The sequence below is a fragment of the Fulvivirga lutea genome, assembly GCF_017068455.1.
GTDB lineage: Bacteria > Bacteroidota > Bacteroidia > Cytophagales > Cyclobacteriaceae > Fulvivirga > Fulvivirga lutea.
Genome location: NZ_CP070608.1, coordinates 1,734,249 through 1,757,888 on the forward strand (window position 1 = coordinate 1,734,249; position 23,640 = coordinate 1,757,888).

The window sequence follows — 23,640 nt, forward strand, 5'->3', positions numbered from 1 at the left end:
ACTTGTTTCAAACTTAGCTTTAAAACAAGTTGTTTTGGCTATAGTTTAGGAAGAAATAAAACAGGCATTTGCGATCGCTACAAGTGGGGCCATTTCATTCTGACTACAGGGGTACGCAAGTACTTAATTAAGTTGATATTTGACACAATTTATGTTATCAGCTTTCATTCGTATATCTTCGTTCGGCCATTAATTTTGGGAATGTTGAAGTTCGTATGCAAAACACTGTTCTTGCTTATTCTTTTCCAGTCGGTATCAAGGAATTGACATTCAAATGATGATGAAAAAATTCCTTTACACTGTATTATTCGTGTTGGATGTTTTAACAGTAATTTAAGTAATTCATTTGAGTCGTCAAAAAGTTCATTTATCCAATCCGAGTCTAGGCCATTTAAATTCTCCCATGATTGATACCAGAAATATCTATTTGGTTCAGACTTTAATGTTGCTCCTATATCCATAAATGCCCAATCGTTATCAATCCAGATATAGAAGTCATATGGTTTCTTTTCTGCGGTTAATACAAGTACATCAAGTTCATACTCAGTCTCTTTCTGTACAAAAGTCACAGAGTTAAAACGTTGTTTGAGTTTTCCGATGAATTCAGCTGAGTCCATGTATTACTTGCTGACGTCCAGCTATGATGAGTGGGGATTAGAAAGTACTAACCTCGTGTCTCGCACATAGCCACGCCTTGATTTAAATTTAAAACTTGTGGTGGACTTTCCAATCCCTACGAAAATATCCTTACCGATAAAACCCCATTCATTCATAGGTGATGTTGTGCAGCGTTTCAAATTTAAAAACCGTTAATTACAAATAGTTTATTTTAAGACTTTGATTTATTTAGGGTAATAAAAGATCTGTCCATCACCATTTACGATAATAGGAAGACCTCGGTAAAAACCTACCATTTTCTTATTAGGCAAGTATAAATTACTGTAACGTAACTCTCCCGGAGTGTAAAAATCGAAATCTGGGAAGTTAATTGAATTGAATTGTTCACCGTCCCATTGTCTAATGTTTCCAAATCCAGTCCAATTATTAGGTGATCCAGTCCATATATACAAATTTCCACCGGATACACTAAATCTGAAATTCATATCTCTATCAATTGTTAATGCAAGATCAAAAACATTTATCGCATAGTCGATTAGATCTACTGTATAAATTTTATCATCATCAGTGCTCCAGGGAACGTAAGAGTTGATAAATATTCGGTTATCAAAGACTGTGATACCATTAAAACGAATGTTTGAAGGAAATGCTGTTTGGTCAATTTGTTTAATCTTAGTATTCCCAGACTGTGTATCAATTTCTATCAAATAGAATTCCTGAGTAAGTATGTAAACCACATCGCCCTTTGTGGTCATACCGGCAAGGTATCCATATTCCTCAAAGTTTTGATACTCATTAAAGTCTAACAGAGTTCCAGCACTCTTATAAAGTACTCCATATGGGATATCGTTATTATACATAAAGTACTCGCCTGATTCAGTAACCACCATTCGATGAGGTATTACAATATCGGTGGTTAAGGGAGAAATATATTGAATGCTACCGGTAATTGGATCTAATAGCACATAGCTTATATTAGGCTGGTCAATGCCCCTGTCATAAATATTAAATATTTCATTTGTACTTAATAAACTAAAAAAACCTCCTCCTGTAATGTACTCCACTTTTTTCCAGTTCATTAATAGTGGATCCAAGCTGCTATATACATAGCCATCACCAAACACAAGAAATATGTTATTATTAAAATAAAAGCGATAGCTCTTTTCTATTTCTTTTGGAATACAAGGTGAAATCCAATTTAATGATAAGTTGTCTTCCGATACTGTCGCCTCAATTTCAAACACTTTCTCTTCCGATACGATGTCTAAAATTTCAACTTTTTGATTCTTTGATTTATATCCTAACTTCCATTGAAAAACACTAGTATCACTAGGAGTATTGCTCCTATTAAATATTCTACCTGTTGTATCAGATAGTTGCAGTTTCAAATCACGTGAGATGATTTTTCCATCAAGATCAGTAACTAACAAGGTAATTTTCTCATTAAGGTATTCACAATATGCTGCTTTGTAATCTTTCTCCTTGAGTAAATAATTATAGTTACCGATTACTTTAGATATAAAACCTGGTTTAGAAAGGTCTGGATTAGGACTGTCCTCCTTATCACATGATACTAGAACTATTAAAAGAATTGAAAGCATTTTGAGTTTGTTCATAAGGAGCTTTTTAATAGCAAGGAGTATGATGCACAACCTTTAGATTGAGTCGATATAATTATTCAAAGATATCCATTATGGTTATTGTAAAGTGAACTTGTGGGTAACTCGAAAGAGTTATCCATAAATACACTTTAAAAAAAGAAGCAGGTTAGGAACCATGCGCTAACCAGGTTAATGACCTATGGGGCGATTTGGCAACCTGCTTCTCATTTACATGTTCAAATGGATATCCGGGAACGTTCACCGCGTAGTCCCAATACCAAGGTTTAGAATTAATTAAATGAAATTATGAAGAAACTAGCTTTAACCCAAACCCTTTACCCCTATATCGTAGGAGTAGATGTAAGCAAAGAGAGTATCGATGTTTGCATGATCGACACAGCGCAAGATCGCTGTGAGAGCAAAGTATTGACCAACACCAAGGAAGGTTATATGAAGCTAAAACAATGGATGAAACGCTTAGGCAATGATGTAGATAACCAGACTCTGTTCTGTATGGAACACACCGGTATTTACACCCGTAATCTGGTCAAGTACTTACTAAGTAGGGGGTGTAAAGTTTGGATGGAGTCATCACTTCATATTAAAAGGAGTATGGGTCTAGTACGAGGCAAGACCGATAAGATTGATGCTGAGCGGATTGCAATGTTTGCCTATACACACCAAAAAGAGGCTAAATTGGTAACGATGACACACGCTACCCTAGACAGGCTCCAGTACTTAATGCGTACACGAGTGCGTTTGATGAAAGGATTGCAGAGCCAGGAGAAGGCCATTAATGAAATGGAATACTTTGATAAGAAAGCGGGACGTGAGATGCGCATGATGTGTCGTCAGGCGCTAGAAGGTCTGAATAAATCATTAGCTAAAGTAGAGGCAAAGATGTTGGAGCTGGTGAGTATCGATAGGGAAGTACGAGCACTTTACGAATTGATAACATCGGTAAAGAGTGTTGGTAAAGTATTGGCAATAGACTTGATAGTCTATACCCATGGGTTTACTAGAATGCTAGATGGTCGGAAGTTGGCCTGCTATTGTGGTGTGGCACCTTTTGAGTATCGGAGTGGTACAAGTATTCATTCCCCGTCAGGCACGTCACAATTTGCCAATAAGATATTGAAGAGTCATTTGCATATGGCTTCAATGAATGCCATTCGTTGTCATCAGGAACTTAGGGAATATTACCTGCGAAAAGTGGAAGAAGGAAAAGGGAAAATGAGTGCTATTAACGCTGTGAGAAATAAACTACTACATCGAATAGTGGCAGTGGTAAAACGAGGAACACCTTATGTAGAGAAATTGGATAAAAAGTAGACAAACTACTTGTTTTTATCATGGATATCGCCCCTGTAAGGCGCGTTTGTTTACTTGTTTTACAGGCATAAAACTAGCACGATTTGGGTTTAGAACCTAGTCGAGATACGAGCAGCTTAAGACACCCCGTCCTTATAAATTGTCCACAAGTTAAAAGATGAAAGTGGATGTGAAATGCCAACCCAAAACGTGCGGGCAAGCCGCACCGAAGCATTTAGGACTTCTAACTATGAAGACCAAATGCACTCTTACGGCATGTTGTAAGGCGTTATTCAATATTAATCTTCATTTGTTGACCATCAGGCAAATCTTTAGTCTGCAAATAGATGGATTTAAGGAAGTCAATTTGTTCCTTGGCGGGAACAGGTTTGAAACTTCTGTTGTCATTGGTGTCAAACATAAATGGCGGATACACATTCATAAGCTGTCCAGGAGAAAGTCTAATGTCGCTGTCATACAGTTGATTAAAGGATTCAAGCATTAAGAAATCAACTGGATTTTCTGTTTCTTTTTCAAGGAATGAACTAAAGTCAAGTTCTAAATCTTCTAATTCCCCAAACTCTGCACTTAATCTATGAATATGTCCGTTTCTCCAAATGAATTGGTCGCCAAATGCATCTTGAGCAAATGGAATATCCTCTTTTGTCAAACAGTCGTACGTTTTGTGTAAATCAGACCAAATTGCTTCAAGTGAAATCCATTCGGGTTCATTGATACATCCACGAATCTGTAGTCCACCATTATAGGCAATAATTCCGTTGACTTGCGAAAAGAAATCTTGGAGTTCCTTTGGTAGCTTGTCAAAAGTTGACTTGTCAGAAATGTCTGTATTGTGATAAATTATGCCAGTAAATTCCATTTTGTATGCCTTACAACGCCCCTGTAAGGCGCGTTTGTTTACTTGTTTTACAGGGTATAAAACTAGCACGATTTGGGTTTAGAACCTAGTCGCAATGCAAGCAGCTTAAGACACCCCGTCCTTAAAAATTGTCCACAAGTTAAGAGATGAAAGTGGCTATGAAATGCTAACCCAAAACGTGCGGGCAAGCCGCACACGGGCATTTAGGACTTCGCACGGTGAAGTCCAAATGCGCTCTTACGCCATGTTAGCCACATTATTCTGCAGTAAATTCTTCCTTTCCAATTAAATGCCAGCCATTGTAGTCAATAACTTCTTCTTTTCCTGAATTGTCAACAACCTTGCGTACTACGAGTCCGGAATCATAATTCTGCCATATCTCGAAATTAAAGATTGAGTCCAGAGGTTTGATTGAATATAAATGATTGTCAATTTTCTTCACTGAAGCACCTATTTCATTCCTTAATTCAGATTCATAATTGGAGAAGTTCTTTACTTTAATAGTTACTGTATCTGCCTGACCAATTTTGAATTTTAGGTATGTCTTTGATGAAAACTCCACAATAGGTAAACTACTGTGATAGTCTTTGCGATGATAGGCGTAAATAGTATCGGGCTCATTAACTTTTTCCGTGCATTCAGCCTGATTTGTACATGACCAAAAGAGCGGAATAATAAAGAATAATTGATTAATCTTCATGTAATTCTATTGTGGCTAACGCCCATGTAAGGCGCGTTTGTTTACTTGTTTTACAGGATATAAAACTAGCACGATTTGGGTTTAGAACCTAGTTCCACCGATAGCAGCTTGAAACACTGCGTTCCTGTTGGTCGTCCACAAGTTAAGAGGTGAAAGAGGCTATGAAATGCTAACCCAAAACGTGCGGGCAAGCCCCGCCAAAGCATTTAGGACTTCGCATGGTGAAGTCCAAATGCGCTATTACACCATGTTAGCCATTGTTTTTCTACGCTTCGGGCAAGAATTCAATTATCTCGCTGGTGTTAAAATCTTGTTGTTCATTCCAAATCATGGCTTTTTCGTTGAGTTTCAAGGCTTCACGAACATAACCATGATGACTGTCGTATTCTTCAAAAATTTTCCAGTAATTATTGCATTTGCGGCATTTATAAATTTTTATTGTTTTATGCCATCCAATAGCTTCTTCCTCTTGTATTGTTTTTAATTCACTGACTGTGAACTTTTCACAGGTAAGGTTTTTAGTATTATCCTGTCCAGGTTCAAAATTGCAATATGTATATTCGGTAATTTTCATGAATAACTCATAATGGCTAACGCCCCTGTAAGGCGCGTTTGTATACTTGTTTTACAGGGCATAAAACTAGCACGATTTGGGTTTAGAACCTAGTCGAGATAAAGCAGCTTAAGACACCCAGTCCTTATAAATTGTCCACAAGTTAAGAGATGAAAGTGGATGTGAAATGCTAACCCAAAACGTGCGGGCGAGCCGTACCCAAGCATTTAGGACTTCGCACGGTGAAGTCCAAATGCGCTCTTACGGAATGTTAGCAGATGTTTGCCGTTTTGTTAAATAAGTTAGATAATGTCCTACAGTTAAGTGCCAGAAGAAAACAGAGATAGAAGCGTTCGTCATATTATTGGCAATTATCCAGGGTGTAAAAGCAAGGCCACCTAGTACAAAGACGATAAGAAAATCTGAATTATTAAGTTCTACTGATTCTTTCAGCTTTTTGAATAGAATTAAAATTAGAACGGCTCCAGAACTAGTTACTATTGCGATAATTTCCACAGGCCGAATAAATAAGGCCACATAATGTAACAATATATATAAAAGTGTACCAATCAATACATATTTGGTTGAAGACTTAACGTATTTTTTGGTCGCCAGTAGAAACATTAGTCCCCAAGTCGGTAGATATGCAAATATGACGTAGAAGTCTCTCATTCCTAGTCGATCAAACCATATACCTAAAATCAGGAGAATTGTAGAATAAATGATTAGTTCATAGTTCATGATATAGGTGGCCTAGTCATATCTGCTAACACCCCTGTAAGGCGCGTTTGTTTACTTGTTTTACAGGGTATAAAACTAGCACGATTTGGGTTTAGAACCTAGTTCCACCGCAAGCAGCTTGAAACACTGCGTTCCTGTTGGTCGTCCACAAGTTAAGAGATGAAAGTAGATGTGAAATGCTAACCCAAAACGTGAGGGCTAACCGCACCAAATCATTTAGGACTTCGCACGGTGAAGTCCAAATGCGCTCTTACGCCATGTTGGCACACGTTTTTCATTTCCATATTTGCCAAAGGTTTAAAAAAGGTAGTGTCACTGCTACAAGTGCAATTATCGATGTCAACAAGACTCTATTTCTTTGCTCTTTTTTGATTGCTGAGACAATAGAAAGAAATAACCCAATAAGTCCAAAGCCAATTAGTTTCAGTTCGTCTAATGTTTTCAATCCATATAAAGCTTGAGTTTTGCCATCTGCAAATTCATAAGCTATTCCCAAATAATATTGTCCCCTGACAATTAGGATAATTCCAGTTATGCTGAATATAATTGATATTATGCTGAGTTTATTCATGTTAAAATTGGTAGCAAGATAAACTGAGTTAACAGCCAAACTATTATTCCAACGATAATGGATATTCCAATCTTCTTTGCAGTCGTTGTTCCTTCATGAGTGTCTGAACCTGATGATTGAGTAAATGTTCCGTGGTTATCACCGATATTCACATTAGTTGCAGAGATATTAAAAGAAGGATTATTCACGTCAGGTTGTGTGAGGTATTTTTTTGTATAAAAAGCATCGGCTGTTGCTTGTTTGGTACCAATGGAAAACCCGTCTTTAGTTCTACAGTCCCTGACATCGTCATTATCAATTAGTGTCAGACATGCCTGCCTAATGAATGAGGAGTCTATTCGAAGAGTTTTAGATAATTCAACATCTGAAATAGATTGAAAGTCTGATTCTACAATAACTTCTAAAATCTTATGTGTTAATTCATCTTGGTTCATGACCGTATGTGTGCCAACGTCTAGCTAAAATGAGTATGCGTCCCATTTGCTAGACATGATTAAATTTCTTCTGTTTTGCATTGACCCTTCCAACTGCTCAGTTCGCATATTCATTTTAGTGTTTGTTACCAGCATTTTATACTTAGTTAGTACTTATTCCATCAAAGAAGTATTCAAGAATGTATTTATCAAAGGGACTTAAATCGGGCACTAAAAGCGTCCTTTCCATGCCGACCTCATTTAGTTGTGCTAAAGCTTTATGAATATCTAGTTCTTTATCATAGAAGTTAATGAGCTTATGTGAATGGAGTTTTTTTGAAATCATTCTAGGCATTCCGAACTCCTCTAATTGATAGACAACTGATGGTAGAAATGCATGAGATGCTAGACTAATGAACCGAGAAATATCATATCCTTTTTCCCTCAGTATTTCCTTTTGGAGGATATTTACATCAGTTAAAAGAGTAGAAAGTTTAAAAGTCACTTTACGTTCAAGTTTGAAAAAGTCATCTACTCCAATTTCATACCTTTCTAATTCTCTAAGTAAGTCAGGGATAGACTTGAACCAGTTGTTTCTTAAGACCTTAGTGAATTCAACTAATGGAGTGAATTCAGATTCCCAACCCGCGGGTTGTAATCTAATCACCTTATACAGCATTCGATCCCAGTCCTTTGGGTATACAGAGTTTAAATAGCTTAAACCATTCCAATCATTAGGTTTGGTCTTCATATCAATAGCTATCTTCTTTATTAGTTCTGCATCACTTGATTGAAAAATGTTTTCTGCTTGTAATCGTTCATAAGCATCTTCGCCAATAATTTCTGACATCTCTTTTTTATACAAAATGATTTTAGCTACCTGTTCCTTGGTTAAGTCATTTTGAAACTTCTTTTCATCCAGATCACCTAGAATTTGGTCAGGGAAAGGTATGTCTAGCTGAGTTTTTTCTTCTGAAGGTGGCTCATCAAGAATGTATATTTTACCAATGAAATGTCTGAACATTCGTCCACCACGCCCCATTATATTTTTATAGGTGAAATCATTTAATCGAGCTTTACCTTTTCCACTTCTGTTAGCCCAAATAACAACGTTTTCGGCTGATGTATTTACTCCCTCAATAATGGAGGATGTCGAGATTAGAGTATCTAGTGGTTGATCCTTTTCAAATAAACGAACTTGAATTTGACTTAAAGATCGATGTAACCTACCATTATGGACTCCAACCCCTCGTCTGGCCAATTTGGTCAAGGACCAATTATAGTCGTAGTTTTCTCCTAACCAAAGTGAAAAATTATCTAATAAGCCATCTTGCTTTTCTGGTAGGCTTGCTAACAAAAGTGTCGAAACGCTTTCAATATTTGTGTATGTTCCAGCATAAACTAATGTCTTGGTTTTTTTTACATTAAGTATATCCAGTAGATACTGACTCTTTTTGCTTTCATCTTTGCCTATTTCCTTGTGGTAGTCAATTCTGTCAAGGTAAACGGTATTAAAATCCAATGGGACAAATTCCATTCCTTGTGTAAATGGATTATCTCCTAAACTGCTAATGTTTGGTGCGAGGAAGTATTTTTGTTTAGCAACTTGTCCGAGCTTTAAGATTGCCTTAATTAAGGTTGGTGATCTATCTGAGTCAAATTTAGAACTCGCTTTGTAAAACTCATCAATGATGAGTATATCGAGATTAGGAATTTTATCAACATAATTTATGGCTCGCTCTTGAGGAAAAATGAAAATGTTTTTTTCAGCAAGAGGTACTTCCGTTGTTGTAATTATTTTGTATTCCTTAGCAAATTTCTTGTACAGTCTCCTTCTTGTTTCATCTGTTAAAGCGATGGTAGGAACAATAATTACCACATTAGAGGGCTTATTTATTTTTATGTATGCATCTATGACAAAGCTTTTGCCAAAGCTCGTTGGAGCACTGACTGCAATACTTTCTTGATTGACAAGCTTTTTTAACAGTGCGGATTGCTCACGATGAAGTGTTAATTCTTCCTCTTCACCTGTATCTACCTTAAATGCCTCATATACAAATCTGTCTTGCCAATTAGCCGTGTCTGTATCTAAATAAGGGTAAAGCCCTGTTTCTCTAATTAAATGATTAACTAACTCTGAATATCTAATTCCCTCCTGCTCGTGATAATCCAAGAGTTTTATCAGCTCGTTTCTAGCTGCATTATCGCGGTTTTCAAAGAGATGATCGTTTATAATATTACAAGTTTCAAAGATATCCATGATTAAGACGCTTGTTCTTTATAATGTTGAACATTCTTGACAAATGAATCAATAATCGGTTTTTTCTCTGCTACTGGGAATAGTATTAGATGAAAGTGAACTTCATCATACTTAAAAATAGACTTGCCTACCTTGTTAATTTGTTTCTTGAAATAAGATTCTGCCCTTTCTTTATGTAACTCGATTATTTTATATCGGTATTCATCAGTTAACTCTTTAGAAGATTTTGTTATTGAGCATTCATGCAGGATAAGAATAGGTATGTGTAATTTAGGTTTGAGATTATCAATTGAAACGCCACTTCGGATAAATGAAACTATTTTATCATATAGCGTTTTATTGTCCTTTAGATAATGCTTTAGATCATTTACATTAGTAATGATGCTGTTTTCCTTTTCCAACTTTTCAGTTTGAAGTGAGTTTTCAACTGAATTCACAATCGAGTAGAGCCTTTCATCCTCAATGCTATTGTAAAATTTGGCCTCTCCAAACCATAGAGAAAATGAATCTTCATCCTCAATTACGATATGAACACTATCGGCTCCTTTTGCATTGTCTTGGGAGTTTTGTTTGTAAAAGATTTTTGGAACCACGGGAAGTGCATTATAATTATGCTTCATAATTCCATAAAGGACTATCTCCGCCAATTCACTCCCTTGTCCATCTTGATCTTTTTTTAAATCTGTTAACCTAAGTCTTTTTGCAGCTTCAGTTAAGCTCGATTGAGATCGATCAAGTAATGCTTGCCTATCCTTCAGCGATAAGGATGTTTCGGTGATATTATCCCATACAAAAGATTGAAACTTTCCGTATCTCCATTTGCCGTCCTGATAATCGTTAATTATGCTCAGTAGTTTTTTCTTTTCGGCTGGTACTAAACTGGATTCTGGAAGAATTTTAAGAAAAAAATCATCAACCAGCACTTCAAAATCTACGATTGTCTTTTTCATCAATATTATGCGAGTTCTATGTTTCTAATTGCTGGTAACGCCTGTGTAGAAAACATATGCCACACGAGGCTATAAAAAACTAAACGTAGCATTTTCTGCTAACTTTCTCAACGCACATAAGGCAAAAACAGCTTAATTCTTTCAAGATACTACTGCGTTCTGGTTGGTCGTCCCGCTATGGAATGCAAGCATAAAATGCGGGTGAGTTGCACTTCCCGAAGCTTCAAGGTGATTAAGCATATGTTTTTCTACACCATGTTGTAGGGTGTTTTAACTACTCCTCAATTTCAATAGTTTCAATTACTGAAAAGAACAGATCCCTGTCCTCCTTGTAGCTTTTTTTCTTCTTGGCTTTGGCAGTATAATTGATGATTACTACACGTTGTTTATAGGATTTTATAAGTGATGTTGAGTTGTAGTTCCCATCTGGTTGCACCACTGAATAGTCAATAACTCTGTATTTGATATTATTTACCGTTGTGTCCGATTGATTATGTAGTTCATACTTTTGAAATTGACGTGGAAGTTGTGATACAAGCATTCTTCCGAATTCCTCTTCAGTTGAGTTTGTTGAGTTTCCAATAAACGTAAAAACTATGTTATTACAGAATTCTTTGCCGCTACAATTTGATTGAGCTTTGAATGCTGCGCCACCAGATAAACTAGTGAAAAGCCAGTCATCTGGAAGTGCAACACTTATTGAGTGACCTTGCATTTCATATCTGTTATGCTGGTCGTTGTTAGAGGCATTTAAAGAATCTAAAAATTTACCCACATAATTTCCATCTTCAGTTCCGTCTGGATTTGTTATCAACCAATCCAAAACAGCATTCTCAGGGAATTTAATAAGTTGACCATAAGAGTAGTTTTTTACTGTATTAAGCTCATTCGCAATGGTGCCAGTTATGTTTGAATCTCCCCAATTTGTTACTCGAACAAAGATTTGTTCATAATTTCCATTTGCATCATAAATTCTAGTTGTTAAGAAAAATGCTTGACCATCTTTCAAGCCATTTAAATATTTCTCCTTTGCATCAGGGAGTGAGGCTTTAGCTTGCTGAACATACGGTTCAATTAACTCTTCATATCTTTTTAGTTGCTCACTGTTTTTAATGCTATGAGGCTTATCGGTTGGTGCATTTTCAGATAAAGATGCGTCATTCGATGTCTGTGCTACGCCAAAGTTGTTCAATAACACTAGACCAAAAAGTAGAAAAGTTTTAATCAATTGTTTCTTCATATCAGTTTTTAATACCCTACAACGCCCCTGTAAGGCGCGTTTGTTTACTTGTTTTACAGGTCATAAAACTAGCACGATTTGGGTTTAGAACCTAGTCGCGATGCAAGCAGCTTAAGACACCCTGTCCTTATAAGTAGTCCACAAGTTAAGTGATGAAAGTTGATGTAAAAAGCTAACCCAAAACGTGCGGGCTAGCTGCACCAAAGCATTTTAGGACTTCGCACGGTGAAGTCCAAATGCGCTATTACATCATGTTGTGGGGTCGTATTATTTTAATAACTGAAACCTGGATTGCCAGTTTTTTCAGAGTATTTGGCACCTACAATTCGATAAAATTCATCTTCTGTTAAACCGTACTTATCCATAAGTCTGGCTTTTAGCTCATTTCTTTTATTTTCAAAATATTGGAGAAGTCTATTTCTCTGGGAATGGATACCGGGATTGGCTGCTTCTAGAAGTTCATCCTTGGGAAGAAATCCTTTTTTTATTGTCGAGGAGTTATCAAAAACCGTTTCTAAGTTAACTGTGTGTTCTGCCAAATTAGTAACACGGAATTTGGTGCCATTCGGCACTTTATGATAGCATTCAGGACAATCAGGATAGCTAGAAATAAGTGTGTCCGTAGTCTCTTTAAAAAGGAAAATCTCATAAAAGACTTCAACTGTATCACCTATATTATAATTGAATGAGGGAACATGGTTCTTACTTATTGATTCGCTCCATGCTTCTACTAGTCCGATTGAAAGATCATCTAAAATATCAGTTTCAGTTACTTTATTATTCTCATTGCATGAAGTGATGAAAAATGCCAGAAATGATAAGAATACGTATCTCATTTTATTTGTCAAAATGCCCCACAACGCCCCTGTAAGGCGCGTTTGTTTACTTGTTTTACAGGGCATAAAACTAGCACGATTTGGGTTTAGAACCTAGTTCCGCAAAATGCAGCTTGAAACACCCCGTCCTTATAAATTGTCCGCAAGTTAAGAGATGAAAGTAGATGTGAAATGCTGACCCAAAACGTGCGGGCTGGCCGCACCAAAGCATATAGGACTTCGCACGGTGAAGTCCAAATGCGCTCTTACAAAATGTTGTGTAGCGTTATTGATTCAATTTTCTCATGAACTCTATGAATAGTGTTTGGCAATTTCTGCCAGTGTGATGAAGAACCTGTTATTCTTGCCTCCGTATGTGAGCTTCTCTTGATTTTTAAAACTATGAAGTCACCATAAACAAAATTACTGTCCGTATAGAGTTCAGAACTGAGATTTCTATATGGAATAAAAACATTCCCGGGAAGATGAGTAAAATATCCATAACAAAACATTCTTAGTTCTTCCTTCTCGTCATCGAATTCGAAACGGTCAATTTTGTCAAACCATGCAGTTGAAATAACATAGTAGGCGACAACCGCTACGGCTAACCAAGGTATTGTTGTTGTAATGACGTCCCAATGGTCAGCAATAAATTGTCTGTTATTTTCTTCATTGATACCAGAAAATCCTGTTCTTCTTGTTTTTGTATAGGCAACTATGAATAATAAACCCCATATACCCCACCAAGCTGCCAGCCAAAATGCAATTAATTTAAGCCACTTAAAAAAAAGTAATTCTCTCCTCTCTTTTACTTGATATACTTCCACTCTCTAAGTTTAGATGCTACACAACGCCCCTGTAAGGCGCGTTTGTTTACTTGTTTTACAGGGCATAAAACTAGCACGATTTGGGTTTAGAACCTAGTTCCGCAACATGCAGATTGAAACACTGCGTTCCTGTTGGTCGTCCACAAGTTAAGAGATGAAAGTGGATGTGAAATGCCAACCCAAAACGTGCGGGCAAACCGCACCAAAGCATTTAAGGACTTCGCATGGTGAAGACCAAATGCGCTCTTACACCGTGTTAGCATTATTTTTCCCATTCATTCGTCCAATTAATATTGAAACATAGAAATACATCCATGCAACGCCAGCAGCAGTCCACCAAAAGTCACCTTCGTATATTAAATAAATCGTTATGAAGAAAGTAACTAATGCCAGAAAAAGATACCAATAGTTTACTTTACTAAAATCAAATTCAGAAAGATTAGAATTCGTTTTAAATGGCTCTTTTAAGCCAATTAAATTAAGTAAAAACCACACTAAGAATGTTACAAAAAGTAGAGGAACAGCCATCATTGGAATTCCAACTGAGTCGGCCCATGGTGGATATCGATATCTGTGCATTTCTAGTAATAAATCACCTACATATCCACCGACAGTGATTAATGTGGCAAGCAATCCAATAATTACGATTAACCATTTGTTTTTAGGCACTTTTATATTGAATCCATTTTTAGGTAAAATTATTAAAATGGCAAATCCAATGGTAATTAGAATAATGCTGTAATTTTCTAATGAATATTTGGGTGTCAGATATTCAATTCTTAGTTGATGAAATTCCTCTGATTTATTCTCAGAGTTCATCAATTCGTTTACCTGATTTTCAAATTCTTGTCTGTCAGTATAGCCATTTAGAGTTTGGGAATATCCAAGTATGCCCAGTCCAATGATTAATAGTGCTACCCCAACTTTTCGATTCATAATTAATGCTAACCTTTAGATTGAGTCGATATAATTATTCAAAGATATCCATTATGGTTATTGTAAAGTGAACTTGTGGGTAACTCGAAAGAGTTATCCATAAATACACTTTAAAAAAAGAAGCAGGTTAGGAACCATGCGCTAACCAGGTTAATGACCTATGGGGCGATTTGGCAACCTGCTTCTCATTTACATGTTCAAATGGATATCCGGGAACGTTCACCGCGTAGTCCCAATACCAAGGTTTAGAATTAATTAAATGAAATTATGAAGAAACTAGCTTTAACCCAAACCCTTTACCCCTATATCGTAGGAGTAGATGTAAGCAAAGAGAGTATCGATGTTTGCATGATCGACACAGCGCAAGATCGCTGTGAGAGCAAAGTATTGACCAACACCAAGGAAGGTTATATGAAGCTAAAACAATGGATGAAACGCTTAGGCAATGATGTAGATAACCAGACTCTGTTCTGTATGGAACACACCGGTATTTACACCCGTAATCTGGTCAAGTACTTACTAAGTAGGGGGTGTAAAGTTTGGATGGAGTCATCACTTCATATTAAAAGGAGTATGGGTCTAGTACGAGGCAAGACCGATAAGATTGATGCTGAGCGGATTGCAATGTTTGCCTATACACACCAAAAAGAGGCTAAATTGGTAACGATGACACACGCTACCCTAGACAGGCTCCAGTACTTAATGCGTACACGAGTGCGTTTGATGAAAGGATTGCAGAGCCAGGAGAAGGCCATTAATGAAATGGAATACTTTGATAAGAAAGCGGGACGTGAGATGCGCATGATGTGTCGTCAGGCGCTAGAAGGTCTGAATAAATCATTAGCTAAAGTAGAGGCAAAGATGTTGGAGCTGGTGAGTATCGATAGGGAAGTACGAGCACTTTACGAATTGATAACATCGGTAAAGAGTGTTGGTAAAGTATTGGCAATAGACTTGATAGTCTATACCCATGGGTTTACTAGAATGCTAGATGGTCGGAAGTTGGCCTGCTATTGTGGTGTGGCACCTTTTGAGTATCGGAGTGGTACAAGTATTCATTCCCCGTCAGGCACGTCACAATTTGCCAATAAGATATTGAAGAGTCATTTGCATATGGCTTCAATGAATGCCATTCGTTGTCATCAGGAACTTAGGGAATATTACCTGCGAAAAGTGGAAGAAGGAAAAGGGAAAATGAGTGCTATTAACGCTGTGAGAAATAAACTACTACATCGAATAGTGGCAGTGGTAAAACGAGGAACACCTTATGTAGAGAAATTGGATAAAAAGTAGACAAACTACTTGTTTTTATCATGGATATCGCCCCTGTAAGGCGCGTTTGTTTACTTGTTTTACAGGGCATAAAACTAGCACGATTTGGGTTTAGAACCTAGTCGAGATACAAGCAGCTTAAGACACCCCGTCCTTATAAATTGTCCGCAAGTTAAGAGATGAAAGGGGAGGTGAAATGCTAACCCAAAACGTGCGGGCTAACCGCACCAAAGCATTTAGGACTTCGCACGGTGAAGTCCAAATGCGCTCTTACGCCATGTTAGCCACAGGTTTTACCAATAATTAGTTTTGTAAAAGACAAACTGATCTAGCGTATCTTTTGAAGTGTGCCTTACAAATAGAGCTATCGTATCTGGAAAATCCCAAGTGGTTGTAATTTGATAGTCCTTGTTATATGTCACATTATAAATGTCAAAATTAGTAATAGACGAACCATCAATTATATCTGCAATGTATGTATAGGTTTTGTCATTAAAGAGTCCGGTAAAGTGATAGATCTTTACTTTCGTTTTATAAGTTACATCGAATACTTTTATGTCATAATTAGTTTCATAAATCTTTTCAATAATTGAAGATGAGTCAAGTTGATTTGAGTCAATATTTTTTAGAATTTGACTGTAAAGATTTGTCCTAATAGGTTCAGGTAATTTTAAGTCGATGGACACTACATTCTTAGGCAGTAGGTGGAGCGAATCTTGAGTTACTTCATCAATATTGCCCTGATATTTCAAATGAATAGCACTCTCAGAAATGTCATTATATTTACTTTCAGGACTGCTGCATGAAAATATGATTACAGAAAGAATTAAAAGTGATCTCATGAATTGTGGCTAACGCCCCTGTAAGGCGCGTTTGTTTACTTGTTTTACAAGGCATAAAACTAGCACGATTTGGGTTTAGAACCTAGTCGCAATACAAGCAGCTTAAGACACCCCGTCCTTATAAATTGTCCACAAGTTAAGAGATGAAAGTGGATGTGAAATGCTAACCCAAAACGTGCGGGCCAGCCGCACCAAAGCATTTAGGACTTCGCACGGTGAAGTCCAAATGCGCTATTACATCATGTTGGCGATAGTTATTTCCTTCCTAGAAGTTTCTTGAGCTTCAAGTAGGAGTTCATCGGAAAATCATGTTCAACCCACTTTTCTTTGTACCCTTCAATTCCTTCTTTAATGTAAATTCGTTCAAGATTATCACAGATTTTGTTAGCAAAATCAAACAATGAGGTAGTTCGCTTAAAAACAACTTCATAATCTGTTTTACTATGCATATTCCAGCTAGCCCAATCTTTAAACCAACGGACTTCGATTTCAAGTAAATCATCCTTTGGATTAATCAGTGACATTAGATGTTCACCAGGTTCACTCATGAAGATGGTTTGAGACTCCTTACCACCTTTTAAAAGTAAGTTCATTGCATCAGTAAGTTCACCAAGTGAGTCATGCAGGTATGAGACAGTCATTGTTTCTGAGTCTGTTCCCTCACTAATTGTTGCATCAGCCCAACCAGCGCTGTCTAGGTTATAAAAAAAATCAACCGTCATTTATTCTCCTAAATCTTTACCTAATGCAGAAAATTATCGCCAACGCCCCTGTAAGGCGCGTTTGTTTACTTGTTTTACAGGGCATAAAACTAGCACGATTTGGGTTTAGAACCTAGTCGAGATACAAGCAGCTTAAGACACTGCGTTCCTGTTGGTCGTCCACAAGTTAAGAGATGAAAGTGGCTATGAAATGCTAACCCAAAACGTGCGGACAAACCGCACCTGAGCATTTAGGGCTTCGCACGGTGAAGTCATAATGCGCTCTTAAAACATGTTGTGCAGAGTTAATTTTAATGTCAATCCAGTTGTTTAGGAAAAGTAACTAAAATTTTGCCACTGGAATCAATTAGAGATATGCCGTTTTCTGAACTATTAACAACTATTTCTTCTTCAGGATTTTTGTCCGATAATATTTCCACTAACTGGCGAGTCAAGAGTTTAATTTCTTCAGGAGGATTTGTGATGCCTTTTTTCTGCATTTCCAGTCTACCCTTATACACTTCCAAATAGTGTTTAACGTCAAGTTCACTCATAATTGCCAATATTCTGCACAACGCCCCTGTAAGGCGCGTTTGTTTACTTGTTTTACGGGCATAAAACTAGCACGATTTGGGTTTAGAACCTAGTCGCAAAACAAGCAGCTTAAGACACCCCGTCCTTATAAATTGTCCGCAAGTTAAGAGATGAAAGTGGATGTGAAATGCTAACCCAAAACGTGCGGGCAAGCCGCACCAAAGCATTTAGGACTTCGCACGGTGAAGTCCAAATGCGCTATTACAACTTGTTAGCCGACTTTAAAATTTCAACAAAAATCCTATCATTAGAATTGGAAGAATATAACCAACAATTAGAAGTATTACCCCATTTCTTAGTTGTTGCTTCTTAGCAGCCGGTTCAAGGTTGTTAAAGTCACTCTTGAATTCTTCGTAGAGGTTAGATTTAATGAAAGTCAAATAGTTGGCAAGAACTAAAGTTATGTATAAAACTAAACCCCAAGTTGGAGCGTTCGCGGGTAATTCAATGTTAAGCAATGAGATTAAAATTGAAATAATCCAGCCAGCATTTAATAGGACAATCAATGATAGAATAATTGAGGTGTTCCAATGGGGAATATCGTTCGGCCACCTTCTATAAAAAACCTGAAATATTAAGCGAAAAACTCTGCTGTAACTCATTTGATTTGAAGTTGGACACTGGCGGCTAACCTTTAGATTGAGTCGATATAATTATTCAAAGATATCCATTATGGTTATTGTAAAGTGAACTTGTGGGTAACTCGAAAGAGTTATCCATAAATACACTTTAAAAAAAGAAGCAGGTTAGGAACCATGCGCTAACCAGGTTAATGACCTATGGGGCGATTTGGCAACCTGCTTCTCATTTACATGTTCAAATGGATATCCGGGAACGTTCACCGCGTAGTCCCAATACCAAGGTTTAGAATTAATTAAATGAAATTATGAAGAAACTAGCTTTAACCCAAACCCTTTACCCCTATATCGTAGGAGTAGATGTAAGCAAAGAGAGTATCGATGTTTGCATGATCGACACAGCGCAAGATCGCTGTGAGAGCAAAGTATTGACCAACACCAAGGAAGGTTATATGAAGCTAAAACAATGGATGAAACGCTTAGGCAATGATGTAGATAACCAGACTCTGTTCTGTATGGAACACACCGGTATTTACACCCGTAATCTGGTCAAGTACTTACTAAGTAGGGGGTGTAAAGTTTGGATGGAGTCATCACTTCATATTAAAAGGAGTATGGGTCTAGTACGAGGCAAGACCGATAAGATTGATGCTGAGCGGATTGCAATGTTTGCCTATACACACCAAAAAGAGGCTAAATTGGTAACGATGACACACGCTACCCTAGACAGGCTCCAGTACTTAATGCGTACACGAGTGCGTTTGATGAAAGGATTGCAGAGCCAGGAGAAGGCCATTAATGAAATGGAATACTTTGATAAGAAAGCGGGACGTGAGATGCGCATGATGTGTCGTCAGGCGCTAGAAGGTCTGAATAAATCATTAGCTAAAGTAGAGGCAAAGATGTTGGAGCTGGTGAGTATCGATAGGGAAGTACGAGCACTTTACGAATTGATAACATCGGTAAAGAGTGTTGGTAAAGTATTGGCAATAGACTTGATAGTCTATACCCATGGGTTTACTAGAATGCTAGATGGTCGGAAGTTGGCCTGCTATTGTGGTGTGGCACCTTTTGAGTATCGGAGTGGTACAAGTATTCATTCCCCGTCAGGCACGTCACAATTTGCCAATAAGATATTGAAGAGTCATTTGCATATGGCTTCAATGAATGCCATTCGTTGTCATCAGGAACTTAGGGAATATTACCTGCGAAAAGTGGAAGAAGGAAAAGGGAAAATGAGTGCTATTAACGCTGTGAGAAATAAACTACTACATCGAATAGTGGCAGTGGTAAAACGAGGAACACCTTATGTAGAGAAATTGGATAAAAAGTAGACAAACTACTTGTTTTTATCATGGATATCGCCCCTGTAAGGCGCGTTTGTTTACTTGTTTTACTGGGTATAAAACTAGCACGATTTGGGTTTAGAACCTAGTTCCATATAATGTAGCTTAAGACACTGCGTTCCTGTTGGTCGTCCACAAGTTAAGAGATGAAGGTGGATGTGAAATGCTAACCCAAAACGTGCGGCCGAGCCGCACCCGAGCATTTAGGACTTCGCACGGTGAAGTCCAAATGCGCTCTTAAAGTATGTTGTGCACAGTTTATTCTGTTTTCAGATATTTTTCGATTCGATGAATTTCAGATTGCTTAGAAAAATTAGTTCGATCGCAAATGTTAGTCCATGCAATATTCTTACCCTTAGGGTATGGCATTGTAGACTCATCATGTTCAAAATAACTAATATCATCTGCATAAATCACGTAGGTTTTATCAATTTCAAAATGATACCCACAATCACCACCACCCCGTCCAGAATAGATGGCGATAATTTCAGAATCAAAATTACCTTTGAAAGCTTTAATTAGCTCTACTTGAAATTTTTTAATGACTTGGGAACTTAGAAAGGCATCAACAAATATGCTGTCAGGTAAAGTTGAGTTTCCCGAGTCAATGAGTGTTATTTCTTCTTCGCTAATTATTCTGCCAAGAATTACTGAACTGGAATTATCTATTTCACTTTCTATTGTATTGTTTCCAGAGCATGAACAGCCAAATACGTCAAATGAAATGGCAAACAGCATAATGGAAGTTGTAAGTATTAATTTTTGCATTCTAATTGTGCACAACACCCATGTAAGGCGCGTTTGTTTACTTGTTTTACAGGGCATAAAACTAGCACGATTTGGGTTTAGAACCTAGTCGAGATACAAGCAGCTTGAAACACCCCGTCCTTATAAATTGTCCACAAGTTAAGAGATGTAAGGGGAGGTGAAATGCTAACCCAAAACGTGCGGGCTGACTGTGCCAAAGCATCTAGGACTTCGCAACGTGAATTGCTAATGCGTACTTACCGCTAGTTATGCACTTTTTACATTATTCAATTTGACTACGAACCCAATTGATGTTTGCTTGCTTCTTGAAATCGAACCAGTCCTGCCGATATTCTGAATTGTCAATTGCCCATTTGAATTTGCTGAATGGTTTGCCTTCAGAAAGCAACTTGAATAACCTCTCCCGAAAGTCGGTGTCTGTCAATGAGTGTGCGAAATCTTCCATCATTTGAAATCCCTGTCGGGAATCCATTTTCTCAAACGGGAGATAGTTATCCAAATCAGCGTCAATTCGGTCAATAGTTTCTTGCCAAGGTTCGGGGTCGAAATATTCACTGTCTGGGTTGGGATAGTATTCAATCGTCCCAGTCTGTTCGTGAAAAAAGCAGACATGTCCACAGTCCAGAAGCTCTGCTATTTCTTTGATATGTTCCTCCGTTGGTGTCATTTCCGTTCTGAAGGCATTGTGCACAGCACCCCTGTAAGGCGCGTTTGTTTACTTGTTTTACAGTGCATAAAACTAGCACGATTTGGGTTTAGAACCTAGTCGCAATGCAAGCAGCTTAAGACACCCCATCCTTACAAGTAGTCCACAAGTTAAGAGATGAAAGTGGATGTGAAATGCTAACCCAAAACGTGCGGGCTAGCCGCACCAAAGCATTTAGGACTTCGCACAGTGAAGTCCAAATGCGCTATTACATTATGTTACCACACGGGTTTTATTCTCTTCCTAGTCCATTCCAAAATTTTAGCATAGTCTGTTTTTCCTTCTGCTACAGAAATAACCATGTCATACTTATCATCTTCTGTTGCATCAATGTCCATGTTGGAGGAAAGAAGAATTAGTCGAAACAATGTATAGCCTGTTCTTTTATTTCCGTCAACAAAAGGATGGTTAATCAGAATGCTCTCAAGTAAGGCTGAGGCTTTTTCTTCTGGGGTTTGATATAAATCCTTTCCATCAAATGTTTGAAAAGGTCTTGAAATAGCTGACTCTAGAAGAGGTTTATCTTTAAGTCCGCTTGCACCACCGAATTCTTGAATAAGTCTTTCATGGATTGAAAGAACGTCCTTAATTTCAAGCATGCTTATTTGGCTAGACGTTGAAGTAGTCCAAAGTCATCCTTTAAAACCTTGTCAAGATTGCCTTTTAGATCAATACTTTGATCCTTGTCAGCTTTCTTAAACAGCTCGTAAACAGCTTCAAGAGTTTGATCCGGCAGTCTGTCGATGATTTGGTTGATTTTATTTTTTACTTCAGTTCTTGTCATATCCTAATATACGAAATATTTGAATTCAAAGTTCCTGAAGTATAGATCCTGTGTGGTAACGCCCCTGTAACGCGCGTTTGTTTACTTTCCCGATAGCTATCGGGATTACAGGGCATAAAACTAGCACGATTTTGGTTTAGAACCTAGCTCCACAACAAGCAGCTTAAGACACTGCGTTCCTGTTGATCGTCCACAAGTTAGGAGTTGAAAGTGGATGTGAAATGCTAACCCAAAACGTGCGGGCTAGCCGCACCAAAGCATTTAGGACTTCGCACGGTGAAGTCCAAATGCGCTCTTACAAAATGTTACCCGCTTGTCATTTTCAGCGTCATTGTTAGCCGATTAATATGAGAGTCCAAAAGCCGAAGCTGCTCAATAACTCTGTTTTTATTTTGCCATCTTATTACCAGAAATATTAGTGTTAATGGCAAAGTCAGTGCGAATAAAATTATCAAAATGTAAGGTGCAAGTGCACCAAGATATCCCACTGTCAGCAATTCACTTTGATTTTGATTAAATATTGATGGTTTGATAAGTTCTGGCTGTTTATTAAGTTCAGAAATAAGTTCTAAGTTATTTCCATAATTTTCAGCAATAAATGAATTCATTTCATTTACCTGTTTTAGCAATTCATGATAAGACCCTTCAAGGCGATTGTTCACAAGTTCACGAATTTTGAATTGCGTGTTTTCCAAATATGACAATGTTCGATTTAATTGCATAATGCAGTAATACTTGCGGGTAACGCCCGGCTAGCGCTCTGTTTGCTACCTAGGCTTATTTGCACCCAAAGTAATGAATTCTGTGTTTTGAGCCAAGTTGCAGAAAACTTTAGCAAAGACCTTTCTGCATTCCTTGCCGCCCGAGTCTGCTGGAGGGCTTGAACCCTGAAAGTAGCTGCAGGAAGACTTTACACTTAAAGCCAAGAATGGAAACACAGAATGAATGGGCGAGGAGTAGGCAAAAACCAGTAAAGTACTTAAGCATATGCGCTGCTAGCCTATGTTAGCTGCATTGTCACAAAGTTTTCCTTTCAGTCAATATGCTATGTATTATATTATCCAATTTGGAGCTCAATCTTAAAATAATCTGAAAAGTGAATGGATCTTTGCTCTCAATAGGCAGAGTCATGTTCATTATCAAGGACTCATTACTTGAGATTATAATATTATTTGTACTCGCGAGTATGTCAAAGTATGTTTTGTCCAGTTGAATCCTGTCATTTAAATCAATTGAGTCTATACGGAATGGATAATATTGAGGAAACGGTCCTTTAATGTTAATTAATGCGTTATCTCTGGGGTCTAGAGTGGCCTCACGTCCGTTAAAGTTGCTTTCGTTGAATACGATAGAGCTTTTAATGTTATATAGTGGATTAGCGATTATCTTATCTCCTACGCCAAGGTTTTTCACGATATATCTTAGAACTAGTTCAGGAATATCATTTTCAAAGTGTTTTTTAACCTCAAGGCGAACTTGAATTGAATCTGATGTCACTGTATCAGTGCCGAATTTATATAAATGCTGACCATATGAAGATATATGGGCGATAATTGAGAATATAATGAAAAATGCGAATCTCATCAAATTTTGCAGCTAACGACCAGATATGACGCTGTGCCTCTGGACTTTT

At 37.6% G+C, this 23,640-nt stretch carries 26 protein-coding genes; 3 read left to right on the forward strand and 23 right to left on the reverse strand.

Going from position 1 to position 23,640, the window contains the following annotated elements; genetic code table 11:
* Positions 1-164: 164 nt before the first annotated feature.
* On the reverse strand, positions 165-617 hold the full coding sequence (locus JR347_RS07850) for a hypothetical protein (protein ID WP_205723501.1): 453 nt from the start codon (positions 615-617) through the stop codon (positions 165-167).
* Positions 618-842: 225 nt separating this feature from the next.
* Positions 843-2,234 (reverse strand): hypothetical protein, encoded by a 1,392-nt coding sequence (locus JR347_RS07855; protein WP_205723502.1) that lies wholly within the window; start codon positions 2,232-2,234, stop codon positions 843-845.
* Positions 2,235-2,525: 291 nt separating this feature from the next.
* Here JR347_RS07855 and JR347_RS07860 point away from each other — a divergent pair, with 291 nt between their 5' ends.
* Positions 2,526-3,551 (forward strand): IS110 family RNA-guided transposase, encoded by a 1,026-nt coding sequence (locus JR347_RS07860; RefSeq protein ID WP_205721738.1) that lies wholly within the window; start codon positions 2,526-2,528, stop codon positions 3,549-3,551.
* A gap of 268 nt (positions 3,552-3,819) precedes the next feature.
* On the opposite strand, the gene JR347_RS07865 is transcribed toward JR347_RS07860, so the two are convergent.
* From JR347_RS07865 to JR347_RS07920, 12 genes are all read right to left on the reverse strand, one after another.
* A complete protein-coding gene (locus JR347_RS07865; RefSeq protein WP_205723503.1) occupies positions 3,820-4,479 on the reverse strand; it encodes an SMI1/KNR4 family protein in 660 nt (219 codons plus the stop codon).
* A 187-nt stretch (positions 4,480-4,666) separates the two neighbouring features.
* Positions 4,667-5,110 (reverse strand): hypothetical protein, encoded by a 444-nt coding sequence (locus JR347_RS07870; protein ID WP_205723504.1) that lies wholly within the window; start codon positions 5,108-5,110, stop codon positions 4,667-4,669.
* Between the two features lie 265 nt (positions 5,111-5,375).
* Positions 5,376-5,684 (reverse strand): hypothetical protein, encoded by a 309-nt coding sequence (locus JR347_RS07875; protein ID WP_205723505.1) that lies wholly within the window; start codon positions 5,682-5,684, stop codon positions 5,376-5,378.
* A gap of 240 nt (positions 5,685-5,924) precedes the next feature.
* Positions 5,925-6,404, reverse strand: coding sequence for a hypothetical protein (locus tag JR347_RS07880; protein WP_205723506.1), 480 nt, complete (start codon positions 6,402-6,404; stop codon positions 5,925-5,927).
* Between the two features lie 274 nt (positions 6,405-6,678).
* Positions 6,679-6,975 (reverse strand): hypothetical protein, encoded by a 297-nt coding sequence (locus tag JR347_RS07885; RefSeq protein WP_205723507.1) that lies wholly within the window; start codon positions 6,973-6,975, stop codon positions 6,679-6,681.
* Positions 6,972-7,409 carry a hypothetical protein gene (locus tag JR347_RS07890; RefSeq protein ID WP_205723508.1) on the reverse strand — a complete coding sequence of 146 codons (438 nt, stop codon included), beginning with the start codon at positions 7,407-7,409 and terminating at the stop codon, positions 6,972-6,974. Before JR347_RS07890 ends, JR347_RS07885 begins: the two co-directional genes overlap by 4 nt.
* Positions 7,410-7,551: 142 nt before the next feature.
* The gene (locus JR347_RS07895) at positions 7,552-9,648 is read right to left on the reverse strand and encodes a DEAD/DEAH box helicase (protein ID WP_205723509.1); all 2,097 of its coding nucleotides are present in this window, start codon (positions 9,646-9,648) and stop codon (positions 7,552-7,554) included.
* A 2-nt stretch (positions 9,649-9,650) separates the two neighbouring features.
* The gene (locus tag JR347_RS07900) at positions 9,651-10,598 is read right to left on the reverse strand and encodes a HamA C-terminal domain-containing protein (RefSeq protein ID WP_205723510.1); all 948 of its coding nucleotides are present in this window, start codon (positions 10,596-10,598) and stop codon (positions 9,651-9,653) included.
* A 274-nt stretch (positions 10,599-10,872) separates the two neighbouring features.
* Positions 10,873-11,838, reverse strand: a complete 966-nt coding sequence (locus JR347_RS07905; RefSeq protein WP_205723511.1) for a DUF2314 domain-containing protein — start codon at positions 11,836-11,838, stop codon at positions 10,873-10,875.
* A gap of 272 nt (positions 11,839-12,110) precedes the next feature.
* Positions 12,111-12,674 carry a hypothetical protein gene (locus JR347_RS07910; protein WP_205723512.1) on the reverse strand — a complete coding sequence of 188 codons (564 nt, stop codon included), beginning with the start codon at positions 12,672-12,674 and terminating at the stop codon, positions 12,111-12,113.
* Positions 12,675-12,919: 245 nt separating this feature from the next.
* A complete protein-coding gene (locus tag JR347_RS07915; protein WP_205723513.1) occupies positions 12,920-13,480 on the reverse strand; it encodes a hypothetical protein in 561 nt (186 codons plus the stop codon).
* A gap of 246 nt (positions 13,481-13,726) precedes the next feature.
* Positions 13,727-14,416, reverse strand: coding sequence for a hypothetical protein (locus JR347_RS07920; protein WP_205723514.1), 690 nt, complete (start codon positions 14,414-14,416; stop codon positions 13,727-13,729).
* 267 nt (positions 14,417-14,683) lie between these two features.
* Between JR347_RS07920 and JR347_RS07925 the strand changes: the two genes are divergently transcribed.
* Positions 14,684-15,709 carry an IS110 family RNA-guided transposase gene (locus tag JR347_RS07925; RefSeq protein WP_205721738.1) on the forward strand — a complete coding sequence of 342 codons (1,026 nt, stop codon included), beginning with the start codon at positions 14,684-14,686 and terminating at the stop codon, positions 15,707-15,709.
* 272 nt (positions 15,710-15,981) lie between these two features.
* Here the strand turns inward: JR347_RS07925 and JR347_RS07930 are convergent, their stop codons facing one another.
* The 3 genes from JR347_RS07930 to JR347_RS07940 all read right to left on the reverse strand — a co-directional run bounded on the left by JR347_RS07930 (position 15,982) and on the right by JR347_RS07940 (position 17,785).
* Positions 15,982-16,530: a hypothetical protein gene (locus JR347_RS07930; RefSeq protein ID WP_205723515.1), complete on the reverse strand. Its 549-nt coding sequence runs from the start codon at positions 16,528-16,530 to the stop codon at positions 15,982-15,984.
* 254 nt (positions 16,531-16,784) lie between these two features.
* Complete coding sequence (locus tag JR347_RS07935; protein WP_205723516.1) at positions 16,785-17,252, reverse strand: hypothetical protein; 468 nt, start codon at positions 17,250-17,252, stop codon at positions 16,785-16,787.
* 296 nt (positions 17,253-17,548) lie between these two features.
* Positions 17,549-17,785, reverse strand: a complete 237-nt coding sequence (locus tag JR347_RS07940) for a hypothetical protein (protein ID WP_205723517.1) — start codon at positions 17,783-17,785, stop codon at positions 17,549-17,551.
* Positions 17,786-18,711: 926 nt separating this feature from the next.
* On the opposite strand from JR347_RS07940, the gene JR347_RS07945 reads away from it, so the two are divergent.
* Entirely contained in the window at positions 18,712-19,737 is a 1,026-nt protein-coding gene (locus tag JR347_RS07945; RefSeq protein WP_205721738.1) for an IS110 family RNA-guided transposase, read from the forward strand.
* A gap of 270 nt (positions 19,738-20,007) precedes the next feature.
* Here the strand turns inward: JR347_RS07945 and JR347_RS07950 are convergent, their stop codons facing one another.
* From JR347_RS07950 to JR347_RS07975, 6 genes are all read right to left on the reverse strand, one after another.
* Positions 20,008-20,517: a hypothetical protein gene (locus JR347_RS07950; RefSeq protein WP_205723518.1), complete on the reverse strand. Its 510-nt coding sequence runs from the start codon at positions 20,515-20,517 to the stop codon at positions 20,008-20,010.
* A gap of 262 nt (positions 20,518-20,779) precedes the next feature.
* A complete protein-coding gene (locus JR347_RS07955; RefSeq protein ID WP_235689775.1) occupies positions 20,780-21,208 on the reverse strand; it encodes a UPF0158 family protein in 429 nt (142 codons plus the stop codon).
* A 233-nt stretch (positions 21,209-21,441) separates the two neighbouring features.
* Positions 21,442-21,822: a type II toxin-antitoxin system death-on-curing family toxin gene (locus JR347_RS07960; RefSeq protein WP_205723519.1), complete on the reverse strand. Its 381-nt coding sequence runs from the start codon at positions 21,820-21,822 to the stop codon at positions 21,442-21,444.
* A 2-nt stretch (positions 21,823-21,824) separates the two neighbouring features.
* Positions 21,825-22,007 carry a hypothetical protein gene (locus tag JR347_RS07965; protein WP_205723520.1) on the reverse strand — a complete coding sequence of 61 codons (183 nt, stop codon included), beginning with the start codon at positions 22,005-22,007 and terminating at the stop codon, positions 21,825-21,827.
* Between the two features lie 305 nt (positions 22,008-22,312).
* Positions 22,313-22,615, reverse strand: coding sequence for a hypothetical protein (locus JR347_RS07970; RefSeq protein WP_205723521.1), 303 nt, complete (start codon positions 22,613-22,615; stop codon positions 22,313-22,315).
* A gap of 409 nt (positions 22,616-23,024) precedes the next feature.
* Positions 23,025-23,591: a hypothetical protein gene (locus JR347_RS07975; RefSeq protein ID WP_205723522.1), complete on the reverse strand. Its 567-nt coding sequence runs from the start codon at positions 23,589-23,591 to the stop codon at positions 23,025-23,027.
* Positions 23,592-23,640 lie beyond the last annotated feature (49 nt).

Bases quoted from the DNA above. Each gene is read 5' to 3' on its own strand.
- JR347_RS07960 (WP_205723519.1), bottom strand. From the start codon at position 21,822: ATGCTTGAAATTAAGGACGTTCTTTCAATCCATGAAAGACTTATTCAA.
- JR347_RS07965 (WP_205723520.1), bottom strand. From the start codon at position 22,007: ATGACAAGAACTGAAGTAAAAAATAAAATCAACCAAATCATCGACAGA.
- JR347_RS07945 (WP_205721738.1), top strand. From the start codon at position 18,712: ATGAAGAAACTAGCTTTAACCCAAACCCTTTACCCCTATATCGTAGGA.
- JR347_RS07875 (WP_205723505.1), bottom strand. From the start codon at position 5,684: ATGAAAATTACCGAATATACATATTGCAATTTTGAACCTGGACAGGAT.
- JR347_RS07920 (WP_205723514.1), bottom strand. From the start codon at position 14,416: ATGAATCGAAAAGTTGGGGTAGCACTATTAATCATTGGACTGGGCATA.
- JR347_RS07860 (WP_205721738.1), top strand. From the start codon at position 2,526: ATGAAGAAACTAGCTTTAACCCAAACCCTTTACCCCTATATCGTAGGA.
- JR347_RS07925 (WP_205721738.1), top strand. From the start codon at position 14,684: ATGAAGAAACTAGCTTTAACCCAAACCCTTTACCCCTATATCGTAGGA.
- JR347_RS07910 (WP_205723512.1), bottom strand. From the start codon at position 12,674: ATGAGATACGTATTCTTATCATTTCTGGCATTTTTCATCACTTCATGC.
- JR347_RS07940 (WP_205723517.1), bottom strand. From the start codon at position 17,785: ATGAGTGAACTTGACGTTAAACACTATTTGGAAGTGTATAAGGGTAGA.
- JR347_RS07930 (WP_205723515.1), bottom strand. From the start codon at position 16,530: ATGAGATCACTTTTAATTCTTTCTGTAATCATATTTTCATGCAGCAGT.
- JR347_RS07895 (WP_205723509.1), bottom strand. From the start codon at position 9,648: ATGGATATCTTTGAAACTTGTAATATTATAAACGATCATCTCTTTGAA.
- JR347_RS07900 (WP_205723510.1), bottom strand. From the start codon at position 10,598: ATGAAAAAGACAATCGTAGATTTTGAAGTGCTGGTTGATGATTTTTTT.
- JR347_RS07870 (WP_205723504.1), bottom strand. From the start codon at position 5,110: ATGAAGATTAATCAATTATTCTTTATTATTCCGCTCTTTTGGTCATGT.
- JR347_RS07970 (WP_205723521.1), bottom strand. From the start codon at position 22,615: ATGAATTCATTTATTGCTGAAAATTATGGAAATAACTTAGAACTTATT.
- JR347_RS07850 (WP_205723501.1), bottom strand. From the start codon at position 617: ATGGACTCAGCTGAATTCATCGGAAAACTCAAACAACGTTTTAACTCT.
- JR347_RS07905 (WP_205723511.1), bottom strand. From the start codon at position 11,838: ATGAAGAAACAATTGATTAAAACTTTTCTACTTTTTGGTCTAGTGTTA.
- JR347_RS07935 (WP_205723516.1), bottom strand. From the start codon at position 17,252: ATGACGGTTGATTTTTTTTATAACCTAGACAGCGCTGGTTGGGCTGAT.
- JR347_RS07880 (WP_205723506.1), bottom strand. From the start codon at position 6,404: ATGAACTATGAACTAATCATTTATTCTACAATTCTCCTGATTTTAGGT.
- JR347_RS07890 (WP_205723508.1), bottom strand. From the start codon at position 7,409: ATGAACCAAGATGAATTAACACATAAGATTTTAGAAGTTATTGTAGAA.
- JR347_RS07975 (WP_205723522.1), bottom strand. From the start codon at position 23,591: ATGAGATTCGCATTTTTCATTATATTCTCAATTATCGCCCATATATCT.
- JR347_RS07950 (WP_205723518.1), bottom strand. From the start codon at position 20,517: ATGCAAAAATTAATACTTACAACTTCCATTATGCTGTTTGCCATTTCA.
- JR347_RS07885 (WP_205723507.1), bottom strand. From the start codon at position 6,975: ATGAATAAACTCAGCATAATATCAATTATATTCAGCATAACTGGAATT.
- JR347_RS07855 (WP_205723502.1), bottom strand. From the start codon at position 2,234: ATGAACAAACTCAAAATGCTTTCAATTCTTTTAATAGTTCTAGTATCA.